Source organism: Brevundimonas sp. CEF1, assembly GCF_051353055.1.
Classification (GTDB): domain Bacteria; phylum Pseudomonadota; class Alphaproteobacteria; order Caulobacterales; family Caulobacteraceae; genus Brevundimonas.
This window is the reverse complement of the sequence record NZ_CP195593.1, coordinates 3,003,316-3,020,275: the sequence shown is the minus strand read 5'-3', so window position 1 is coordinate 3,020,275 and position 16,960 is coordinate 3,003,316. Positions and strand designations below refer to the sequence as shown.

13 protein-coding genes are annotated in these 16,960 nt (G+C 66.7%); 7 read left to right on the top strand and 6 right to left on the bottom strand.

The features are described 5' to 3' along the window. Position 1: 1 nt before the first annotated feature. The 3 genes from ACR9FL_RS15205 to ACR9FL_RS15195 are packed head-to-tail and all read right to left on the bottom strand — an operon-like array spanning position 2 to position 3,438. Positions 2 to 1,147 (bottom strand): polysaccharide biosynthesis/export family protein, encoded by a 1,146-nt coding sequence (locus ACR9FL_RS15205; protein ID WP_436356208.1) that lies wholly within the window; start codon positions 1,145 to 1,147, stop codon positions 2 to 4. A 30-nt stretch (positions 1,148 to 1,177) separates the two neighbouring features. Beyond that, positions 1,178 to 2,446 (bottom strand): glycosyltransferase family 4 protein, encoded by a 1,269-nt coding sequence (locus ACR9FL_RS15200; RefSeq protein ID WP_436356207.1) that lies wholly within the window; start codon positions 2,444 to 2,446, stop codon positions 1,178 to 1,180. Continuing rightward, entirely contained in the window at positions 2,446 to 3,438 is a 993-nt protein-coding gene (locus ACR9FL_RS15195) for a KpsF/GutQ family sugar-phosphate isomerase (RefSeq protein ID WP_436356206.1), read from the bottom strand. Before ACR9FL_RS15195 ends, ACR9FL_RS15200 begins: the two co-directional genes overlap by 1 nt. A gap of 184 nt (positions 3,439 to 3,622) precedes the next feature. Here ACR9FL_RS15195 and otsB point away from each other — a divergent pair, with 184 nt between their 5' ends. The 3 genes from otsB to ACR9FL_RS15180 are packed head-to-tail and all read left to right on the top strand — an operon-like array spanning position 3,623 to position 7,580. Continuing rightward, complete coding sequence (gene otsB, locus ACR9FL_RS15190) at positions 3,623 to 4,387, top strand: trehalose-phosphatase (protein WP_436356205.1); 765 nt, start codon at positions 3,623 to 3,625, stop codon at positions 4,385 to 4,387. Next, positions 4,384 to 6,171, top strand: a complete 1,788-nt coding sequence (locus tag ACR9FL_RS15185) for a glycoside hydrolase family 15 protein (protein WP_436356204.1) — start codon at positions 4,384 to 4,386, stop codon at positions 6,169 to 6,171. Before otsB ends, ACR9FL_RS15185 begins: the two co-directional genes overlap by 4 nt. Further along, positions 6,168 to 7,580, top strand: coding sequence for an alpha,alpha-trehalose-phosphate synthase (UDP-forming) (locus ACR9FL_RS15180; RefSeq protein WP_436356203.1), 1,413 nt, complete (start codon positions 6,168 to 6,170; stop codon positions 7,578 to 7,580). Before ACR9FL_RS15185 ends, ACR9FL_RS15180 begins: the two co-directional genes overlap by 4 nt. A gap of 6 nt (positions 7,581 to 7,586) precedes the next feature. Here the strand turns inward: ACR9FL_RS15180 and ACR9FL_RS15175 are convergent, their stop codons facing one another. Beyond that, on the bottom strand, positions 7,587 to 8,198 hold the full coding sequence (locus ACR9FL_RS15175) for a glutathione S-transferase family protein (RefSeq protein ID WP_436356202.1): 612 nt from the start codon (positions 8,196 to 8,198) through the stop codon (positions 7,587 to 7,589). Between the two features lie 112 nt (positions 8,199 to 8,310). On the opposite strand from ACR9FL_RS15175, the gene ACR9FL_RS15170 reads away from it, so the two are divergent. After that, complete coding sequence (locus ACR9FL_RS15170; RefSeq protein WP_436356201.1) at positions 8,311 to 9,018, top strand: helix-turn-helix transcriptional regulator; 708 nt, start codon at positions 8,311 to 8,313, stop codon at positions 9,016 to 9,018. Here the strand turns inward: ACR9FL_RS15170 and ACR9FL_RS15165 are convergent. Together ACR9FL_RS15165 and ACR9FL_RS15160 are read right to left on the bottom strand one after the other, a co-directional pair. Next, on the bottom strand, positions 9,012 to 10,214 hold the full coding sequence (locus ACR9FL_RS15165; RefSeq protein ID WP_436356200.1) for an acetyl-CoA C-acyltransferase: 1,203 nt from the start codon (positions 10,212 to 10,214) through the stop codon (positions 9,012 to 9,014). The two genes, ACR9FL_RS15170 and ACR9FL_RS15165, sit on opposite strands and share 7 nt — an antisense overlap. A gap of 197 nt (positions 10,215 to 10,411) precedes the next feature. Then, positions 10,412 to 11,320 (bottom strand): SDR family NAD(P)-dependent oxidoreductase, encoded by a 909-nt coding sequence (locus ACR9FL_RS15160; protein WP_436356199.1) that lies wholly within the window; start codon positions 11,318 to 11,320, stop codon positions 10,412 to 10,414. A gap of 195 nt (positions 11,321 to 11,515) precedes the next feature. Between ACR9FL_RS15160 and ACR9FL_RS15155 the strand changes: the two genes are divergently transcribed. The 3 genes from ACR9FL_RS15155 (at position 11,516) to ACR9FL_RS15145 (ending at position 16,768) form a co-directional block, all read left to right on the top strand. Then, on the top strand, positions 11,516 to 12,664 hold the full coding sequence (locus tag ACR9FL_RS15155; protein ID WP_436356198.1) for an outer membrane beta-barrel protein: 1,149 nt from the start codon (positions 11,516 to 11,518) through the stop codon (positions 12,662 to 12,664). Between the two features lie 246 nt (positions 12,665 to 12,910). Continuing rightward, positions 12,911 to 14,110, top strand: a complete 1,200-nt coding sequence (locus tag ACR9FL_RS15150) for a capsular polysaccharide export protein, LipB/KpsS family (protein WP_436356197.1) — start codon at positions 12,911 to 12,913, stop codon at positions 14,108 to 14,110. A gap of 195 nt (positions 14,111 to 14,305) precedes the next feature. Further along, positions 14,306 to 16,768 (top strand): TonB-dependent receptor, encoded by a 2,463-nt coding sequence (locus ACR9FL_RS15145; RefSeq protein ID WP_436356196.1) that lies wholly within the window; start codon positions 14,306 to 14,308, stop codon positions 16,766 to 16,768. The last annotated feature ends 192 nt before the right edge of the window (positions 16,769 to 16,960 follow it).

Below are 16,960 nucleotides of genomic sequence, written 5' to 3'. Positions count from 1 at the left end.
ACTAGTCGACGTTGATCGCGCTGGTGACCGAGACGTCATAGACGACGCGCGTCACGCTCTGGACGAACTCGAAGAATTTGCGGGCCTCGGCGGCGCCGGAGCGCGGAGCGTAAATGATGTCGTCGGGCTCGATCTGGACGTTGCTGGCGATGAAGAAGCCGGAGCCCTCGTTCAGGTTCAGACGATAGACCACCGGCACGCCGCGCGGCGTGGCGGGCTGCTGGACGCCCAGGGCCTGGGCCACTTCGGGGCGCTCGAAGCGGAAAATCAGCACCGATTTGGCGTCGGCCAGGTTGGAATCCAGGCCGCCGACGCCGCTAAGCGCCTCGGCCAAGGTCAGCGGGCCAGGCGGCAGGTCGGTGCGGCGGACGGCGTTGAAGGCGCCGAAGGAACTGAACCGACGCGGCTGATAGACCAGGTTGACCTGATCGCCGCGCTGCAGACGGACGTTCTCGTTGAACTCGGTCGTGACGATGGACATCGGCGCCGTATAGGTCTGGCCGCCCCGTTGGATGCGGACGTTCACGTCATAGACTGACCGCGAGGAGCCGCCCGCCGCCGCGATGACATCCAGGATACGGTCGTGATTGGCCGACAGGGGCTGACGACCGGGATTGCGAACCTCGCCCAGAACGGTGACGGCGTTGGAGGTGTTGCCAGCGGTCGTGACGATGACCTGGGGGTTGCCGACCTTGCCGATAAGCGCGCGGCGCACGGCGGCCGACGCCTGGGCCGGCGTCAGGCCCTGGACGGCGACCGAGCCGGCGAAGGGCACGGGGATGGCGCCGTTGCGGTCCACCACCAGCGGGGGCAGCGACTGGTTGCCGGACTGGACGTTGCTGCCGGAGCTGGCGCCGAACAGCGAGCCGCTGGGCTCGAAAATGGTGACGGCCAGGGTGTCGCCGACGCCGATGATGTCGGTCGGGGCCTCGCTGGACGCCAGGGCCAGAGTGCTGAACGACTGGGCGGGCGCCGCCTTCAGACGTTCGCTCATGGCGAAATCCAGGTCCACGATGGCATAGTCGCCCTGACGTTCAGGGTTGCTGGCGTGCTTGACGACCGCGGCTCCGGACGGCCCGTCGCGCGGTAGCGTCGAGCAGCCGGCAAGAAGAGCGACGATCATCAGACTGGCGGCGGTACGGGTCATTGCAGCTCTGCTTCAGTTATCGCTGAATGCTTACCCGGCTACGGCGCTCGCCGCCAGTGGAAGCATCAGATGATCCTCGATGGACCGGAAATGACCTTGCCAGGTCGGCGCGGAATAGGCCGGTGCGACTGGACGATGCCGGGTCGCCGTCTCCAGAGCTTCCAGCCAGCCGAGGCCGTCCAGAGGGTCGATCAGGGTGGCCTGGGGCACCAACTCGCGGTGCGCCGGAATGTCTGAAGCGATCAACGGCACGCCCAGGGCGCAGGCCTCTACGGCGGGAAGATCGAATCCTTCAACTGAGGATGGCGCCAGCACGGCCTGGGCGCCTTGCATCAGGGCGGCGAGGGCCGTGTCCGGCAGATTTTCCGCCTGATGCACCAGGCCTTGAAGGTTGGGCGAGCGTTGCAGGTGGTCCAGCACCGCCTCGTTCTCCCACCCATAGCGACCGATCAGCACCAGACGAGGGGCCTGTTCACCCATGCGCTCCTGAAGCCGGCGCCAGATGGTGAGCAGGAAGGCCAGATTCTTGCGCGCTTCGATCGTCCCGACATGAACGAAGTAGGGGTGGCGGATGGCGGTTGGTTCGGGTGTCAGGAAGATCGGTTCCAGCCCGAGGTGGGCGACCTCGACCGGCGGCGCCGGCAGGTGCTCGCGTTCGGCGAAGGCCTGCAACTCATGGGCGGTGTAGCGGGAATTGACGACGATCCGGGAGGCATGTCGTAGGGCCGTGATGACGCGCCTGCGATGCTTGGCCCCGTCTCCGGGGCGACAGAATTCCGGATGAGTGATGGGGATCAGGTCATGCAGCATGACCACGCGATCAATTCCCTGCGCGCCCAGTCCGGCGAGGATTTCGGGGGTGTTCAGGCTGGTGTGCCCGACATTGAAATAGAGGCGGGCGGGCGGCGGCGCGGCGACGCGCTTGGCGCGGAAATATTGCTTCCAGGCGCGGGCCTTCTTGCGTTTCGGCTGATCGGGGTCGGGCGCCTCGCTCATGACCGAGGCAGTCGGTCGATCGGCTTGAAGAGCGGCGAACAGACGGCGCTCGGCTTCGTTCAGCGCCCGGCTGGTCGACTGGCCGGACCAGCGTCGGCGCAGGTCGACGATGCAGTCGCGGAACCAGGCGTCATCGACCATGGCCAGTTGATCGTGCCGCGACCGGACTGGCACCATGCGATAGTCGGGATGATCAACCAGCCATTCCGCATAGGCTAGGCAGACGCGGTCCACGCCCGTCGGCGCGCTGCGGTCGGTGCGGCTCAGCAGACGGCTGGCGTCGAAGAGGACGTCCTGGGTCATCAGGAGACGTAGCCGGCCTGCATCAGTTCGGCGATGTGGATGATGGCGACCGGGCGGTCGTTCTCGACTACGAACAGGTTGGCGATCTTGTTGGCGCTCAGCAGGTCGACCACGTCGCTCATCCGCGCGTCCGGGTCTACGGTGATGGGGGTTCGGCTCATGATGTCTTCGGCGCGGAGGGCGGCGAAGTCGCTGGAGAAGGCCCGACGGATGTCGCCGTCGGTGATCATGCCGGCGAGAGACCCGTCAGCATGCAGCACGGCGACCGCGCCCTTGCGACCGGCGCTGACGGCTGAGACCACGTCGCTGAAGCTGGCGTCCATCGACACGCTGGCGGGGGTGGCGGCGTTGTCGCCCATCCATTCACGCACGCTCTGCAGGCTCATGCCCAGAGCGCCGCCAGGGTGGTGCAGACCGAAGTCCTCCCGCGTGAAGCCGCGCCGGTCCATCAGCACCATGGCCAGGGCGTCGCCGATGGCCAGGGTCATCAGGGTCGAGGTGGTCGGCGCCAGGCCGTTGGGGCAGGCCTCGGCCACCTTGGGCATGGTCAGGCTGACGGCCGAGTGGCGACCGAGGAAGCTGCCGGCGCGCTGGGTGATGCCGATGACCGGGATGTCGTTGCGCTGGCAGTAGAGCAGGGGATCGCGCAGCTCACGGCTCTCGCCCGAGTTGGAGATGGCCAGAAGCGTGGTGTCGGGGCGCAGCATCCCCAGGTCGCCGTGGCTCATCTCCGCCGGGTGGACGAAGAAGGAGTTGGTGCCGGTCGAGGCCAGGGTGGCGGCGATCTTGCCGCCGATGTGGCCCGACTTGCCCATGCCGGTCACGACCAGATAGCCGGGGCGCGACAGGATGATGTCGCAGGCGCGGGCGATCGAGACGTCGATGGAGCGCTCCAGCGCCTCCAGGGCCTCGATATTCAGCCGCACGACCTCGCGCGCTCGGTCCGTCATCGTGGCGATCTGCTCGGGCGACGAGTGAAGCGTGTTGGGCATGGGCAGGCTCCTGAAACACCGGACCGCTGCGGCGGTTCTTCGTGGCGCATCCGCGAATTGCCCCATCTGGATTGTTCGCACAATGGCGAGGGTGCGGCGGAATTGTCACCTGCGGGGACAACCATCCCGGTCGTTGCGCGTTGAGACCAGTCTCGACAACAGCCAAGAAACGAGTCCGGACCTTATGCTGTCTGCATCCGGGGCGATCGCCTCACGCCTGCCCGAACCGCCCGCCGTCCTGCAAAAGCCCGCCCTGTTCCTGGATCTGGACGGTGTGCTGGCGCCCTTGGCGCCGACGCCGGACGCGGTAGGGCCGGATGCACGCCGGACCGAGGTGCTGAGGCGGCTGACGGATCGGCTGGACGGGCGCGTCGCCATCGTCAGCGGGCGGACCCTGGGCGAAATCGACCGGATTAGCGACGGCGCCGCGCGCGCCGCCTCGGGCGTGCACGGCCTGCAAAGACGACGCGGCGACGGCACCTTCGCCAACCGCGCCCCCGATCCCGCCGTGCGGCGCGCAGTCGCCGCCTTCGACGCCTTCGCCGCTGACCGGCCGGGGGTGATCGTCGAGGACAAGACCCTGGCGGCGGGCCTGCACTACCGCCAGGCGCCCGGCGTGTCTGCCGAGGCCCTGGCCTTGGCGGCGGCGCTGGCGCAGGAAACCGGACTGGCCCTTCAGCCCGGCTCCATGGTGCTGGAGCTGAAGACCCCCGGCACGGACAAGGGCGCGGCCCTGAGCGCCTTCATGGCCGAGGCGCCGTTCATCGGCGCGGTCCCCATCATGGTCGGCGACGACCTGACCGACGAGCACGGTTTCGAGGCGGCCGAGGCCCTGGGCGGGTTCGGCGTCCTGGTCGGTCCCGAGCGTTCGACGGCGGCCCGCTATCGGTTGGAGGATGTCGCCGCCGTTCTCGACTGGCTGGATCAGATTGAAGGAGGCGCCGCATGAGCCGCCCCAACCTCGACCTCGCCCCGATCGGCAACTGCTCGGTCAGCGCCCTGATCGACCGGTCGGGCCGCTTCGTCTGGGCCTGCGCGCCCCGCGTGGACGGCGACCCGGTCTTTTCCGCCTTGATGGACGGCGATGATCCCGAACACGGCTTCTGGGCCATCGAACTGACGGACATGGTCTCGATCGAGCAGGCCTATGTGCGCAACACCGCCGTCCTGCGCACGGTGATGACCGACGAACGCGGGGCCTCGGTCGAGATTCTCGACTTTGCGCCGCGCCACCTGAAGCACTCGCGCATCTATCGCCCGATCGCCTTCGCGCGGGTGGTGCGGCCGCTGTCGGGGGCGCCGCGCATCACCGTGCGGCTGCGGCCCTCGGCGGACTGGGGCGCGCGCCGGGCCCAGCAGACCTCGGGCTCCAACCACATCCGCTATCTGTGCACCGACCTGACGCTGCGCCTGACGACCAACTGCCCCGTCACCCATGTCCAGAACGAGCGGACCTTCCGGCTGGAAGGCGAGTTGGCCTTCTTCCTCGGCCCGGACGAGGGCTATGATCAGTCGGTTGCGGCAGGCGTCTCGGCAGCCCTGGACCAGACCATTCAGCACTGGAAGCTGTGGACGCGGACCCTCTATGTGCCGCTGGACTGGCAGGAGGCGGTGATCCGCGCCGCCATCACCCTGAAGCTCTGCGTCTATGAAGAGACGGGCGCCATCGTGGCCGCCATGACCACCTCGGTGCCCGAGTTCCCCGAGAGCGGGCGCAACTGGGACTATCGTTTCTGCTGGGTGCGTGACGCCTATTATACGGTGCGGGCGCTGAACCGGCTGGGCGCGGTGGACATCCTCGAGAACTACCTCGGCTACCTGCGCAATCTGGTGGACGACGCCCAGGGCGGGCATGTTCAACCCGTCTATGGCGTGGGACTGGAGGCGGACATCGGCGAGCGGGTGGTCGACAGCGTCGAGGGCTATCGCGGCATGAAGCCGGTCCGCGTCGGCAATCAGGCGCACGAGCATCTGCAGCACGATGTCTATGGCCAGATCGTCCTGCCGCTGGTGCAGGCCTTCTTCGACGAGCGGATGCTGCGGCCCGGCACGATCGACGACTTCCACGCCCTGGAAAAGGTCGGCGACCGCGCCTTCTCCATGCACGATCAGACGGATGCAGGCCTGTGGGAGTTCCGCACCATCACGCGGGTTCACACCTATTCCTCGGTCATGTGCTGGGCCGCCTGCGACCGGTTGGCCAAGGCGGCGCGGCATCTGGGGCTCGCTGAACGCGGCGAGCTGTGGGACGAGCGGGCGCGCCTCATCCGGGCGCGGATCGAGGCCGAGGCCTATCTGCCGGACGAGGGCCGCTTCGCCGCCAGCTTCGGCGGGACCGAGCTGGACGCCTCTCTGTTGCAGATGACCGACCTGGGCTTCCTCGACGCCCGCGATCCGCGTCAGGTCAGGACCTTCGAGGCCGTCGAGCGCGACCTGAAGCGCGGCCCCTATCTGTTCCGCTACATCCATCCCGACGACTTCGGCGAGCCGGAGACGGCCTTCAACTTCTGCACCTTTTGGTTCATCGAGGCCCTGCATCTGAACGGCCGGACCGAGGAGGCGCGGGTCATTTTCGACGAGATGCTGAGCCGGCGCACCCATGCGGGCCTGCTCAGCGAGGACATCGCGCTTCAGGACGGCGAGCTGTGGGGCAACTACCCGCAGACCTATTCCCTGGTCGGGATCATCAACTGCGCGGTTCTGCTCAGTCGCTCGTGGACGGACGCCCGATGAGCCGGTTGATCGTCGTCTCCAACCGCGTCTCGGCGCCCAAGGACCCGGCCTCGGGATCGGTCGGCGGCCTGGCCATGGCCCTGTCGGCGGCGCTGCGCAAATACGACGGCCTGTGGTTCGGCTGGTCCGGCGAGACGATCGAGCAGTTCACCGGCGAGTTGAACATCGAGGACCGGGCGGGCGTCACCGTCGCCACCGTCGATCTGGAGCCGCAGGACGTCGATGAATATTACAACGGCTACGCCAACAAGACCCTGTGGCCCCTGTTCCATCACCGGGTCGATCTGACCGCCTATGAGCGGTCCTACGGCGAGGGCTATGAGCGCACCAATCGCCGCTTCGCCGAGGTGCTGCAGCCGCTGATCCAGCCCGACGACATCATCTGGATCCACGACTATCACATGATCCCGATGGCGCGGGACCTGCGCCGTCTGGGGGTAAAGAACCGCATCGGCTTCTTCCTGCACACGCCCTGGCCGGCGCGTCAGTTGCTGGTGACCCTGCCGCATCATCGGCGGCTGGTGGAGTCGATGTTCTATTTCGACCTGATCGGCTTCCACACCCAGGAATGGCTGGGCCTGTTCGAGCGCTACGTTGAGGTCGAGGCGCGGGGGCGGGTGTCGCCCGACCATGTGATCGAGGCCTTCGGACGCCGGGTTCAGGGCGGGGTCTTTCCCATAGGCATCGACGTGGACGGCTTCTTGGCCGCGCGCGACTCGGTGCTGGGCGGCAAGACCTATGACCGGATGGCGGCCTCGGCGGCTTTCCGCTCGATGATCGTCGGCGTGGATCGGCTGGACTACTCCAAGGGTCTGGAGCAGCGGCTGCTGGGCTTCGAGCAGTTCCTGGAGGACAACCCCGCCATGCGCGGCGAGGTTTTCTTGCTGCAGGTGACGCCGATCTCTCGCGACGATGTGGACACCTATCAGGACATTCGCGGGCGGCTGGACGCCCTGGCCGGGCGCATCAACGGCGCCTATGCTGATATGGACTGGCAGCCGATCCGCTACCTGAACCGCACCTTCCGCCGGGACCAGTTGGCGGGCCTCTATCGTGCGGCCAAGGTTGGTCTGGTCACGCCCCTTCGTGACGGCATGAACCTGGTGGCCAAGGAATATGTCGCGGCCCAGAACCCCGACGATCCCGGCGTGCTGATCCTGTCGCGCTTCGCCGGCGCCGCTGAGCAGATGGGCGAGGCCCTGCTGGTCAATCCCTTCAGCCGCGAGGAGTTGTCGGAAGCGATCAAGACGGCCCTGACCATGCCGCTGAAGGAGCGCATCCGAAAGTGGGAGGCCCTGATGCAGGTGGTGCGCGACACCGACGTGGGCATCTGGCGCGACAGCTACGTGGGCGCGCTCAGGAAGGTCGCGATCCGCGCCGACGACGAGGTGGTCGCCGACGCGGTCTGAGGGGACCTAGCTGGCCTGGGCATACTGCGGCGGGGCGCCGTCGCGGGCGATGGCGCGCGCGTGGGCGGGCCGCGCCGCCAGCCGCTCGACATAGGCGTCCAGCACTGGGCTTTCGGGCAGGTGCTCACGCGCCCAGGCCACGGTGCTGCCGATCAGGACGTCGGCCACGGTGAAGCGGTCGCCCATCAGCCAGGGGCCTTCCCACAGGGCCTCCAGCAGGCGGGTGACGGCGGCGTCGTAGCGGGCCCTGGCGTGGGCGTCGGCGCCCACCACGCCCGTGACCTTGTTCCACAAAGACGGCTCGAACTCGCCCGTTCCCCAGAACAACCAGGTCAGCAGCGGTCCGCGTTCCGGCGCGCCGGGCGGAAAGCCCAGACCCGCCTCGGGATGCAACCCAGTCAAGTGGAGGGCGACCGCCGCCGATTCCGTGATCAGGGCGCCGTCGTGCAGCAGGGCCGGGACCTTGCCGTCGGGATGGGGGTTCTTCGGATCAGCGGCGCCCGTCCCGTCCATGCGGCGGATGTCGCAATATTCGATGCGGCAGTCGGCCCCCAGCTCCTCGACCAGCCAGACCAGGCGCGAGGAACGGGACCAGGGGGCGTGGAACAGGGTCAGCATCGATAATCCTCCCAGATGTCGCGCCGCCGACGGGGCGTCGGCGGCGGTCCGTCTTGACTACTGACACCCTGCTGCCACCATGCTGTCAGCAGTCTTCGGCGAGGGTGGGGACATGAGGCGCGCCGACCGACTGTTCCAGATCATCCAGGTGCTGCGCCGGGCCTCGCGTCCGGTGACGGCCGACGCCATCGCGGCCGAGCTGGAGACCTCCAAGCGCACCATCTATCGCGACATCGCCGCCCTGCTGGGCCAGCGGGTGCCGATCCGGGGCGAGGCGGGGCTGGGCTATGTGCTGGACGGGGGCTTCGACCTGCCGCCGCTGATGCTGACCTCGGACGAGATCGAGGCGGCTGTGCTGGGCGCGCAATGGGTGGCGGCGCGCGGCGATCCCGCTCTGGCGCGGGCGGCGCGCGACCTGACCGCCAAGATCGCCGCCATCGTGCCGGAGCGTCTGCGGCCGGTGGTGCTGGAGCCTTCGGTGGCCACGCCCCCGCCGTGGGAGCAGAAGATGGAGACCGTGGACCTGGCGCGGGTGCGGGCCTGGATCCACGCCGGGCGCAAGCTGCGGCTCTATTACGCCGACGAGCAGGGGCGCGAGACGACGCGGATCATCTGGCCCTGTCTGATCGGCTATCATGAGAGGGCGCGTCTGCTGATCGCCTGGTGCGAGACGCGCGAGGACTTTCGCAGCTTCCGCGCCGACCGGGTGGTCGACGCGGAGTTTCTGGATGACCGCTATCCCGGTCGACCCGCCATCCTGCGCCAGCGCTGGTTCGCGGCGATGGAGGCGCGGCGGGCCGCCGAGTGCGGGCCTCAGTAGATTTCGAACAGGCCGGCCGCCCCCATGCCCCCGCCGATGCACATGGTGACGACGCCGTATTTGGCCCCGCGCCGCTTGCCCTCGATCAGGACGTGGCCGGTCATCCGCGCGCCCGACATGCCGTAGGGGTGGCCGATGGACACCGCGCCGCCCGAGACATTGAGCCGGTCGTTGGGGATGCCCAGGGTGTCGCGGCAGTAGAGGACCTGCACCGCAAAGGCCTCGTTCAGTTCCCAGATGCCGATGTCGTCGACGGTCAGGCCGTGGCGTTTCAGCAGCTTGGGCACGGCGAAGACGGGGCCGATGCCCATCTCGTCCGGCTCGCAGCCCGCCACCGCCATGCCGCGATAGGCGCCCAGCGGCTGCAGGTTGCGCTTTACCGCCTCGCCCGCCTCCATGACGACCGCCGCCGAGGCGCCGTCCGACAGTTGCGAGGCGTTGCCGGCGGTGATGAACTCGCCCTGCTGGATTTCCTCGCCGCCGCCGAAGACGGGCTTCAGCGCCTTCAGACCCTCCAGCGTGGTCTCGGGGCGATTGCCCTCGTCCTTGGCCAGGGTGATCTCTTTCGAGGTGGTCTCGCCGGTGGCCTTGTCCGTCACCAGCATGGAGGTGGTCATGGCCACGATCTCTGCGTCGAAATGACCGGCGGCCTGGGCCGCGGCCGTGCGCTGCTGGGATTGCAGGGCGTATTCATCCTGGGCGTCGCGGCTGATGTTGTAGCGGCGGCTGACCACCTCGGCGGTTTCCAGCATCGACATATAGATGTGGGGCGACAGCTTCAGCAGCGCCTCGTCCTTCATCCGATACAGGTTCATGTGCTGGTTCTGGACCAGGGAGATGCTCTCCAACCCACCGCCGACGGCCATCTTCTGGCTGTCGAAGATCACCTGCTTGGCCGCCGTGGCGATGCCCATCAGGCCCGAGGCGCACTGGCGATCCAGGCTCATGCCGGGGACGGAGGAGGGCAGGCCGGCGGCCAGGGCCACCTGTCGCGCTACATTGGTCCCGGTCGAACCCTGCTGCAGGGCCGCGCCCATGATGACGTCCTCGATCTCGGCGGGATCGACGCCAGCGCGGGCGACCGCGTGCCTGACGGCGTGGGCCCCCAGCTGTTGGGCCTGGGTGTCGTTGAAGGCCCCGCGATAGGCCCGGCCGATCGGGGTGCGGGCGGTGGAGACGATGACGGCTTCACGCATCTGCGATGCTCCTTCTTTGTTTTAAGGGCGCTATCGCTCGCGACGCGGTCGCTCGCTGCTTGAGCGCGTTTCCTGCCTAACAAGGAGAGGATAGGCGCCTCACGTCAGGTCAACGCAAGGCGCCTTCGCAAGAAGTGAACATGGGGCGGTCACGAGTGCGTCCTGGCCTCAAGTAGCGCGAAGCTCGTTAGGCCCCTTCAAGACCCATGATGCTTCTGGGCCTTGGTCAGTTCGATCATGCCTTGAGCCGCGCCCATGTCCGGCACGATCTCGTTCTCGCGGTCCGAGATGGCGTCGAAGCGGGCGGCGACCTGTTCGACGGCGTCGGGGCCGATGGCGAAGTCGCCTTGGGTCAGGGTGACATAGGCGCGTTCGAAACCGCCGGCGCCGGCGGCCAGGATGGCGCGGGTCGGGGCGTCGCGGCTGACCAGATAGAGCAGGCCGGGCGAAACCAGCTCCGGGCCCAGGGCCTCCAGCGGCAGGGCGGCGCCGAGATCCTCGGTCATGCGGGTGTGGGCGGTCGGGGCCAGGGCGTTGACGCGGATGTCGTTCTTGGCGCCCTCGATCGCCAGGGTCTGCATCAGGCCGACCAGGGCCATCTTGGCCGCGCCGTAGTTGGCCTGGCCGAAGTTGCCGAACAGGCCCGACGACGAGGTGGTCATGACGATACGGCCGTAGTTCTGAGCCCGCATGATGTCCCACACCGCCTTGGTGCAGTGGACCGCGCCCATCAGGTGGACGTCCATGACCAGGCGGAAATCGGCCAGGTCCATCTTGGCGAAAGTCTTGTCGCGCAGGATGCCGGCGTTGTTCACCAGAATGTCGATCCGGCCCCAGCGCGCCATGACCTCGGCCACCATGGCCTCGACCGCTTCGGCGTCGGTGACGGAGGCCGCATTGGCCATGGCCTCGCCGCCGGCGGCCTCGATTTCAGCCACCACGGCCTCGGCTGCCGTGGCCGATCCGCCCGAGCCGTCGCGGGCGCCGCCCAGGTCGTTGACCACCACCTTGGCGCCGCGCGCCGCCAGGGCCAGGGCGTGTTCGCGGCCCAGACCGCCGCCCGCGCCCGTCACGATCGCCACCTGGCCGTCGAACCGAATGCTCATCCCGCGTCTCCGTTGTGTTTCAAAATGGTCCTAGCAGGCCTGATCGAGGGGAAAAACGGGCATTTGTGTTGATGCGGCGCCACACCCGCCGCAATCCTGACTATTAAGACGGAACCTGAGCAATCTTGTGCCGTTCGGCTTCCGAGCGTCACGTGAAAGCGTCGGCCTTGGGAAAACTGAAATTGTGAGGACACAATGAAGCTGAAAATTCTAGCAAGTGTCGCTGCGGCCGGACTGTTCGCCGCTGGCGCCGCTTCGGCTGAGCCGGACGGCTGGTACGGCGCAATCGACGCCGGCTATCACATCATCGACGACATCAACACTGAGTCGACGACCAACGGTTCCAACTGGAACTGGGAAGTGAACGACGGCTGGGCTGCGTTTGCTCGCCTTGGTTACCGCTTCAACCCCAACTGGCGCGTTGAACTGGAAGGCGGCTACCGCTCGGGCGACATCGGCACCGTGCGCGCCGTCTCGGGCCCGCAAGGCCTGTGCAACATCACGCCCGCCACCGGTCCGTGCTACTCGCCGGAAGGCGACATCACCTCGACCACCCTGATGGCCAACGTCATTTATGACTTCGGCTATTCGGCCTGGGGCATCCGTCCCTTCGTCGGTCTCGGCGTCGGCCTGAACCGCGTCAACACCGACACGGTCGGCCGTCTGCGCCAGGACCCGGCTGTCAGCTTCGCCGCTGACGACAGCTCGACCAAGTTCGCCGCTCAGGCGATCGCCGGTCTGGCCTGGGCCGTTTCGGATCGCGCCAACATCGACCTGACCTACCGTTATCTGACGGGCGACGCCGAGTTCGCGACCTTCACGAATACGGCCAGCAACAGCTTCGGCGAAATGGCCGGCGACTACGACCAGAGCCACACCGTGACCCTGGGCCTGCGCTACGCCTTCGGCGCTGAGCCGGCGGCTCCCCCGCCCCCGCCGCCCCCCCCGCCGCCGCCGCCGCCCCCGCCGCCGCCCCCGCCGCCGCCTCCGCCGCCTCCGGCCAAGCCGGCTGCGCGTCAGTTCGTGGTCTACTTCGACTGGGATCGCTCGGACCTGACGGCTGAAGCCCGTTCGGTGGTGACCCAGGCCGCCAACTACGCCAAGTCGGGCGCTCCGACCCGTATCCTGGTCGTCGGCCACGCCGACACCTCGGGTAACGCCGCCTACAACCTCGGCCTGTCGAACCGTCGTTCGCGCGCCGTCGCCGACGCCCTGGTCGCCCAAGGCGTCAACGGCGGCGTCATCGCCCTCGACGGCAAGGGTGAAACCGCCCTGGCCAAGGCCACTGCTGACGGCGTGCGCGAGCCGCTCAACCGTCGCGCCACCATCGACATCAACTTCTAAGACTGCCGCCCCCGAAACAGACCGCAAGGTCCGGTTTCGGGGGCAAGTTCTTGGTGTCGAAATATCCGGCCGCCGGACTCCTCCCGAGCCGGCGGCCTTCTATTTCTACAATGCAGACTCGCCCCGGTCGTCCACTCGCCTTGTCATTGACGGGCCGTTGGCACTAGGAAGGGGTTCGTTCCTTGGAAAGATACTCAGCGTTTGCTCGCGCCATTTGATCCTGATCAGCCGAACGCGATCCCGCTGGTGCAGGCGGACTTGCGTGGCCGTCGCTTTCTGATCGTCACCGCGCCGTTCGGCGGTTTCGGGCGCTTTCTGGCCCAGGCCGTTGCCGCGCGTGGCGGCGAAACCGTGCGCATGATCTTCAACGCCGGCGACCTGCTGACCTGGCGCCGAGAAGGCGCTCTGGCGTTTCGCGACGATGTCCGGCGCTGGCCTGCGCGCGTGCGCGAACTGGCGAACGAGTTCACCGACATCATCGTCTTCGGCGAGGGCGGTCCCTATAATCAGGGGGTTCTGGCGCAGGCCGACTCGCTGAACGCTCGCGTCTGGGTGCTCGAGAACGGCTACTTCCGTCCCGACTGGATCACGTTGGAACGGAACGGGGTCAATGGGTCCAGCCGGTTGCCGCGAACCGCTGAAGGCTATGCCGGGCCCGTTCCGGCGCTGCCGCTGACGCGTCCGGTCGGCAAGATCCTGCCGCACCACGTCTTCAATATCAGTCTCTATCATGCGGTCGGGTCTTTGGGGTGGGCGGCGTTCCCGCGCTATCGCCATCCCTATACCGTCTCGCCCTGGCGACAGTTCCTGGGCCATATCCGCCGCTACTTCAGCCTGGCGACCCGCCCCAAGCAGTCCTGCGACGCGGATGTCATCCGTGCGCGCGGGCCTTTCTTCATCGCCTGTCTGCAGCGTGAGGGCGACGCGCAACTTCTTCGCTATTCCTCCTATGCCGACAACATGGCCTTCCTGGCTGAGGTGATGGGCAGTTTCGCCCGTCATGCGCCCAAGGATTGCCGCCTGGTGGTCAAGAACCATCCGCTGGACCCCGGCCTGTCTGACCTGGCGCACATGACCCGCTGTCTGGCGGTTGAGCGCGGCCTGGACGGGCGTGTCGATTTCATCGACGGCGGCAACCTGGCCCAGCTTTGCCGCGCATCGCGAGGCATGGTGGTCAACAATTCCAGCGCCGCCCTGTCAGCCCTGGGCTTCTGCACCCCGGTCAAGGTTCTGGGCGAAGCGTTTTTCGACTTTGCGGGGCTGACCGATCAGCAGCCGGTGGACGCCTTCTGGAGCGGGCCGGTCGCCGCCGATCCGGGCCTGTTCACCGCTTTCCGCGCCCATGTGATCGCGCGCAGCCAGATCAACGGCAACTATCATGAACCACGCGCCATGCGGCCGACCGCGGGTCTGATCGCCGACGCCTTCGCCTTGCGCGCGGATTAAAACGCCGCCGTGAGCGTGTGACGAGAATCGTCCACAGGGGTGTGGCGTTATGGCAACCCCCGGGGGCTGTCATATCACTGTCACATGACTGTCGCCCAACCTTCCCGCAGCGGCCTTAAGGCCCAGCCCATCTCGACAGGCGCCATTGGCCTGCCGCGCATGGCGCTACGCCTTCATCACTGGGGATACAGACAGATGACCAACCGCAAACAGCTGTTCTGGGCGACGACCGCCCTGATGAGCGGCGTTCTCATGGCTGGCGCCGCTTCGGCCCAGTCGACCGGCACGGCCGCCGTTGAAATCGACGAAGTCGTTGTCACCGGCCAGCGCGGGCCGCGCAACATCGACGGCGCCATCGTGGCGGAAACCGTTGGCAAGTCCCGCTCGACCGTCACCTCGGAGTTCATCGAGACTCAGGCCGCCGGCCAGACGATCAACGAAGTCCTGAACCTGGTTCCGGGCATGAGCTTCACCAATAACGACGCCTATGGTTCGTCGGGCGGCAACATCCGTCTGCATGGCTTTGACGGTCCGCGCATCTCGCAGACCTTCGACGGCATGCCGCTGAACGACTCGGGCAACTATTCGCTCTACACCAACCAGCAGTTGGACAGCGACCTGATCGCCAGCGCTTCGGTCAACACCGGCACGACCGACGTCGACTCCCCGACGGCCTCGGCTTCGGGCGGTACGATCAACATGAGCTCGATCCGCCCGACGACGGAATTCGGTGGTCGCATCAAGGGCTCGCTGGGCGATGACAACTTCCGCCGCGTCTTCGCGCTGCTGAACACCGGCGAAGTCGGTCCGCTCGGCACCACGGCTTGGTTCGCCTATTCGGATCAGTCGTACGACAAGTTCAAGGGTCAGGGCGACCTGAACAAGACCCAGTACAACTTCAAGGTCTTCCAGCCGCTGCGCGACAACGGCGACTTCGTCTCGATCGCCGGTCACTGGAACCGCAACCGCAACAACAACTACGCTGACCTGCAGCTGAAGCGTAACCCGGATGGCTCGGCCAGCCTGGCTGACGGTGTGACCTGGGAAACCGACTTCGACAATAACTACCACAAGACGCCGACCTTCCGTAACGGCGTGGCGGACACGGAATCCAGCAGCAGCTCGACCAGCCGCTACTGGGCTCTGCGTCAAAACCCGTCGGACACGGGCAACCTCCGTGCTCAGTCGCGCTTCACCCTGCGCGACAACCTGATCTTCACCTTCGATCCCTCGTTCCAGTACACTCTGGCGACCGGCGGTTCGGGCCAGTTCGTCCTGTCGGAAACCGATCGCACGATCCGCGGCTCCAAGACCACGGGCGGCGTTGACCTGAACGGCGACGGGGACACCATGGACACCGTGCGCGTCCACTCGACCAACAACACCCACACGCAGCGCTACGGCATCAGCTCGTCGCTGATCTGGAAGCTGACAGACTCGCAGACCTTGCGCGCCGCCTACACCCTGGATGATGCTCGTCACCGTCAGACGGGCCTGAACAGCCTGATCGACTTCTCGAACCCGTCGGAGCCGCGCTTCTTCGATCCGTTCGCCGGTCTGCACGACAAGGAACACCGCATCGTCAACCTGGACGGCTACGAAATCCGTTCGCGTGACCGTCTGTCCTACGCCACTCTGAACCAGTTCGCTGTCGAATATTCCGGCCGCTTCCTGGAAGACACCCTGCGCGTCAGCGTCGGCGTCCGCGCCCCCTTCTTCAAGCGCGAGATGAACCAGAACTGCTACTCGCAGTCCAAGACCAGCTCGGTCGCCTGCACGACCGAAACCGCGGTCAAGCAAGCGGACGGCACCTACAAGCTGGGCAGCCGTACCCAGAGCTACATTGCGCCCTACTCGCGTGAAGTGAAGTTCGACGACATCCTGCCGAACGTGAACGTCAGCTGGAACTTCACCGGCGCTCACTCGGTCTACGGTTCGTTCGCCCAGTCGCTGACCCTGCCGCGTACCGACAACCTGTACACCGTCTTCTTCGACGCCGATGGCGACCTCACCTCGCCGATCACCGAGCCGGAAAAGACCACGACCTACGACTTCGGTTACCGCTACCAAACCGGCACGCTGATCGCCTCGGCCAACGTCTGGTACACCAAGTTCGATAACCGCATCGTGTCGCGCTACGATCCGGATCTGGGCGTTTCGTTCGACTCGAACGTGGGTGATGTCGACCTGTACGGCTTCGACTCGCAAGTCGGTTGGTCGCCGGTTGAAGGCCTGTCGCTGTACGCCACGGCTTCGTACACGGACTCGGAAATCGCCAACGACTATCTGGACAACACCACGGTTGTTAAGACTGGCGGCAAGTCGCTGACGGAGACCCCGGACTGGACCTTCGGCGGTCGCATCCAGTACGAAACCGGTCCGCTGCAAGTTGGCGCTCAGGTCAAGTACACGGGTGAGCGTTGGGTCACCGACGTCAACGACCTGTACACCGAGGCCTATACGGTCGTGAACGCAGACGCCAAGTTCGACCTGGGCTACTTCGGCTACAAGAACTCGAGCCTGGCCCTGCGTGTCGTGAACCTGTTGGACGAGAAGTACTTCGGTTCGATTTCCGGCGCGACGGACGCCTCGAGGAACACCTACGCCTACCGCGGCGCTCCGCGCACGCTGCAAGCCACGGTCACCTACGCCTTCTAAGACGTAGCTGACTTCAGCTCGAGAGACAGGGAAGGGCGGTCCGGGAACGGGCCGCCCTTTCTTTGTTCGAGAGCCTACAGCGCGTTCGCGCTGCTTGAAGCCAGAGCGCGTCGGCCGCGGCCTGTCGCCCGCAAACATTGAACCGGGGGGCGTCTCGGCCTATCTGGCGCGGTCTGCCTTTCTCCCATTCGG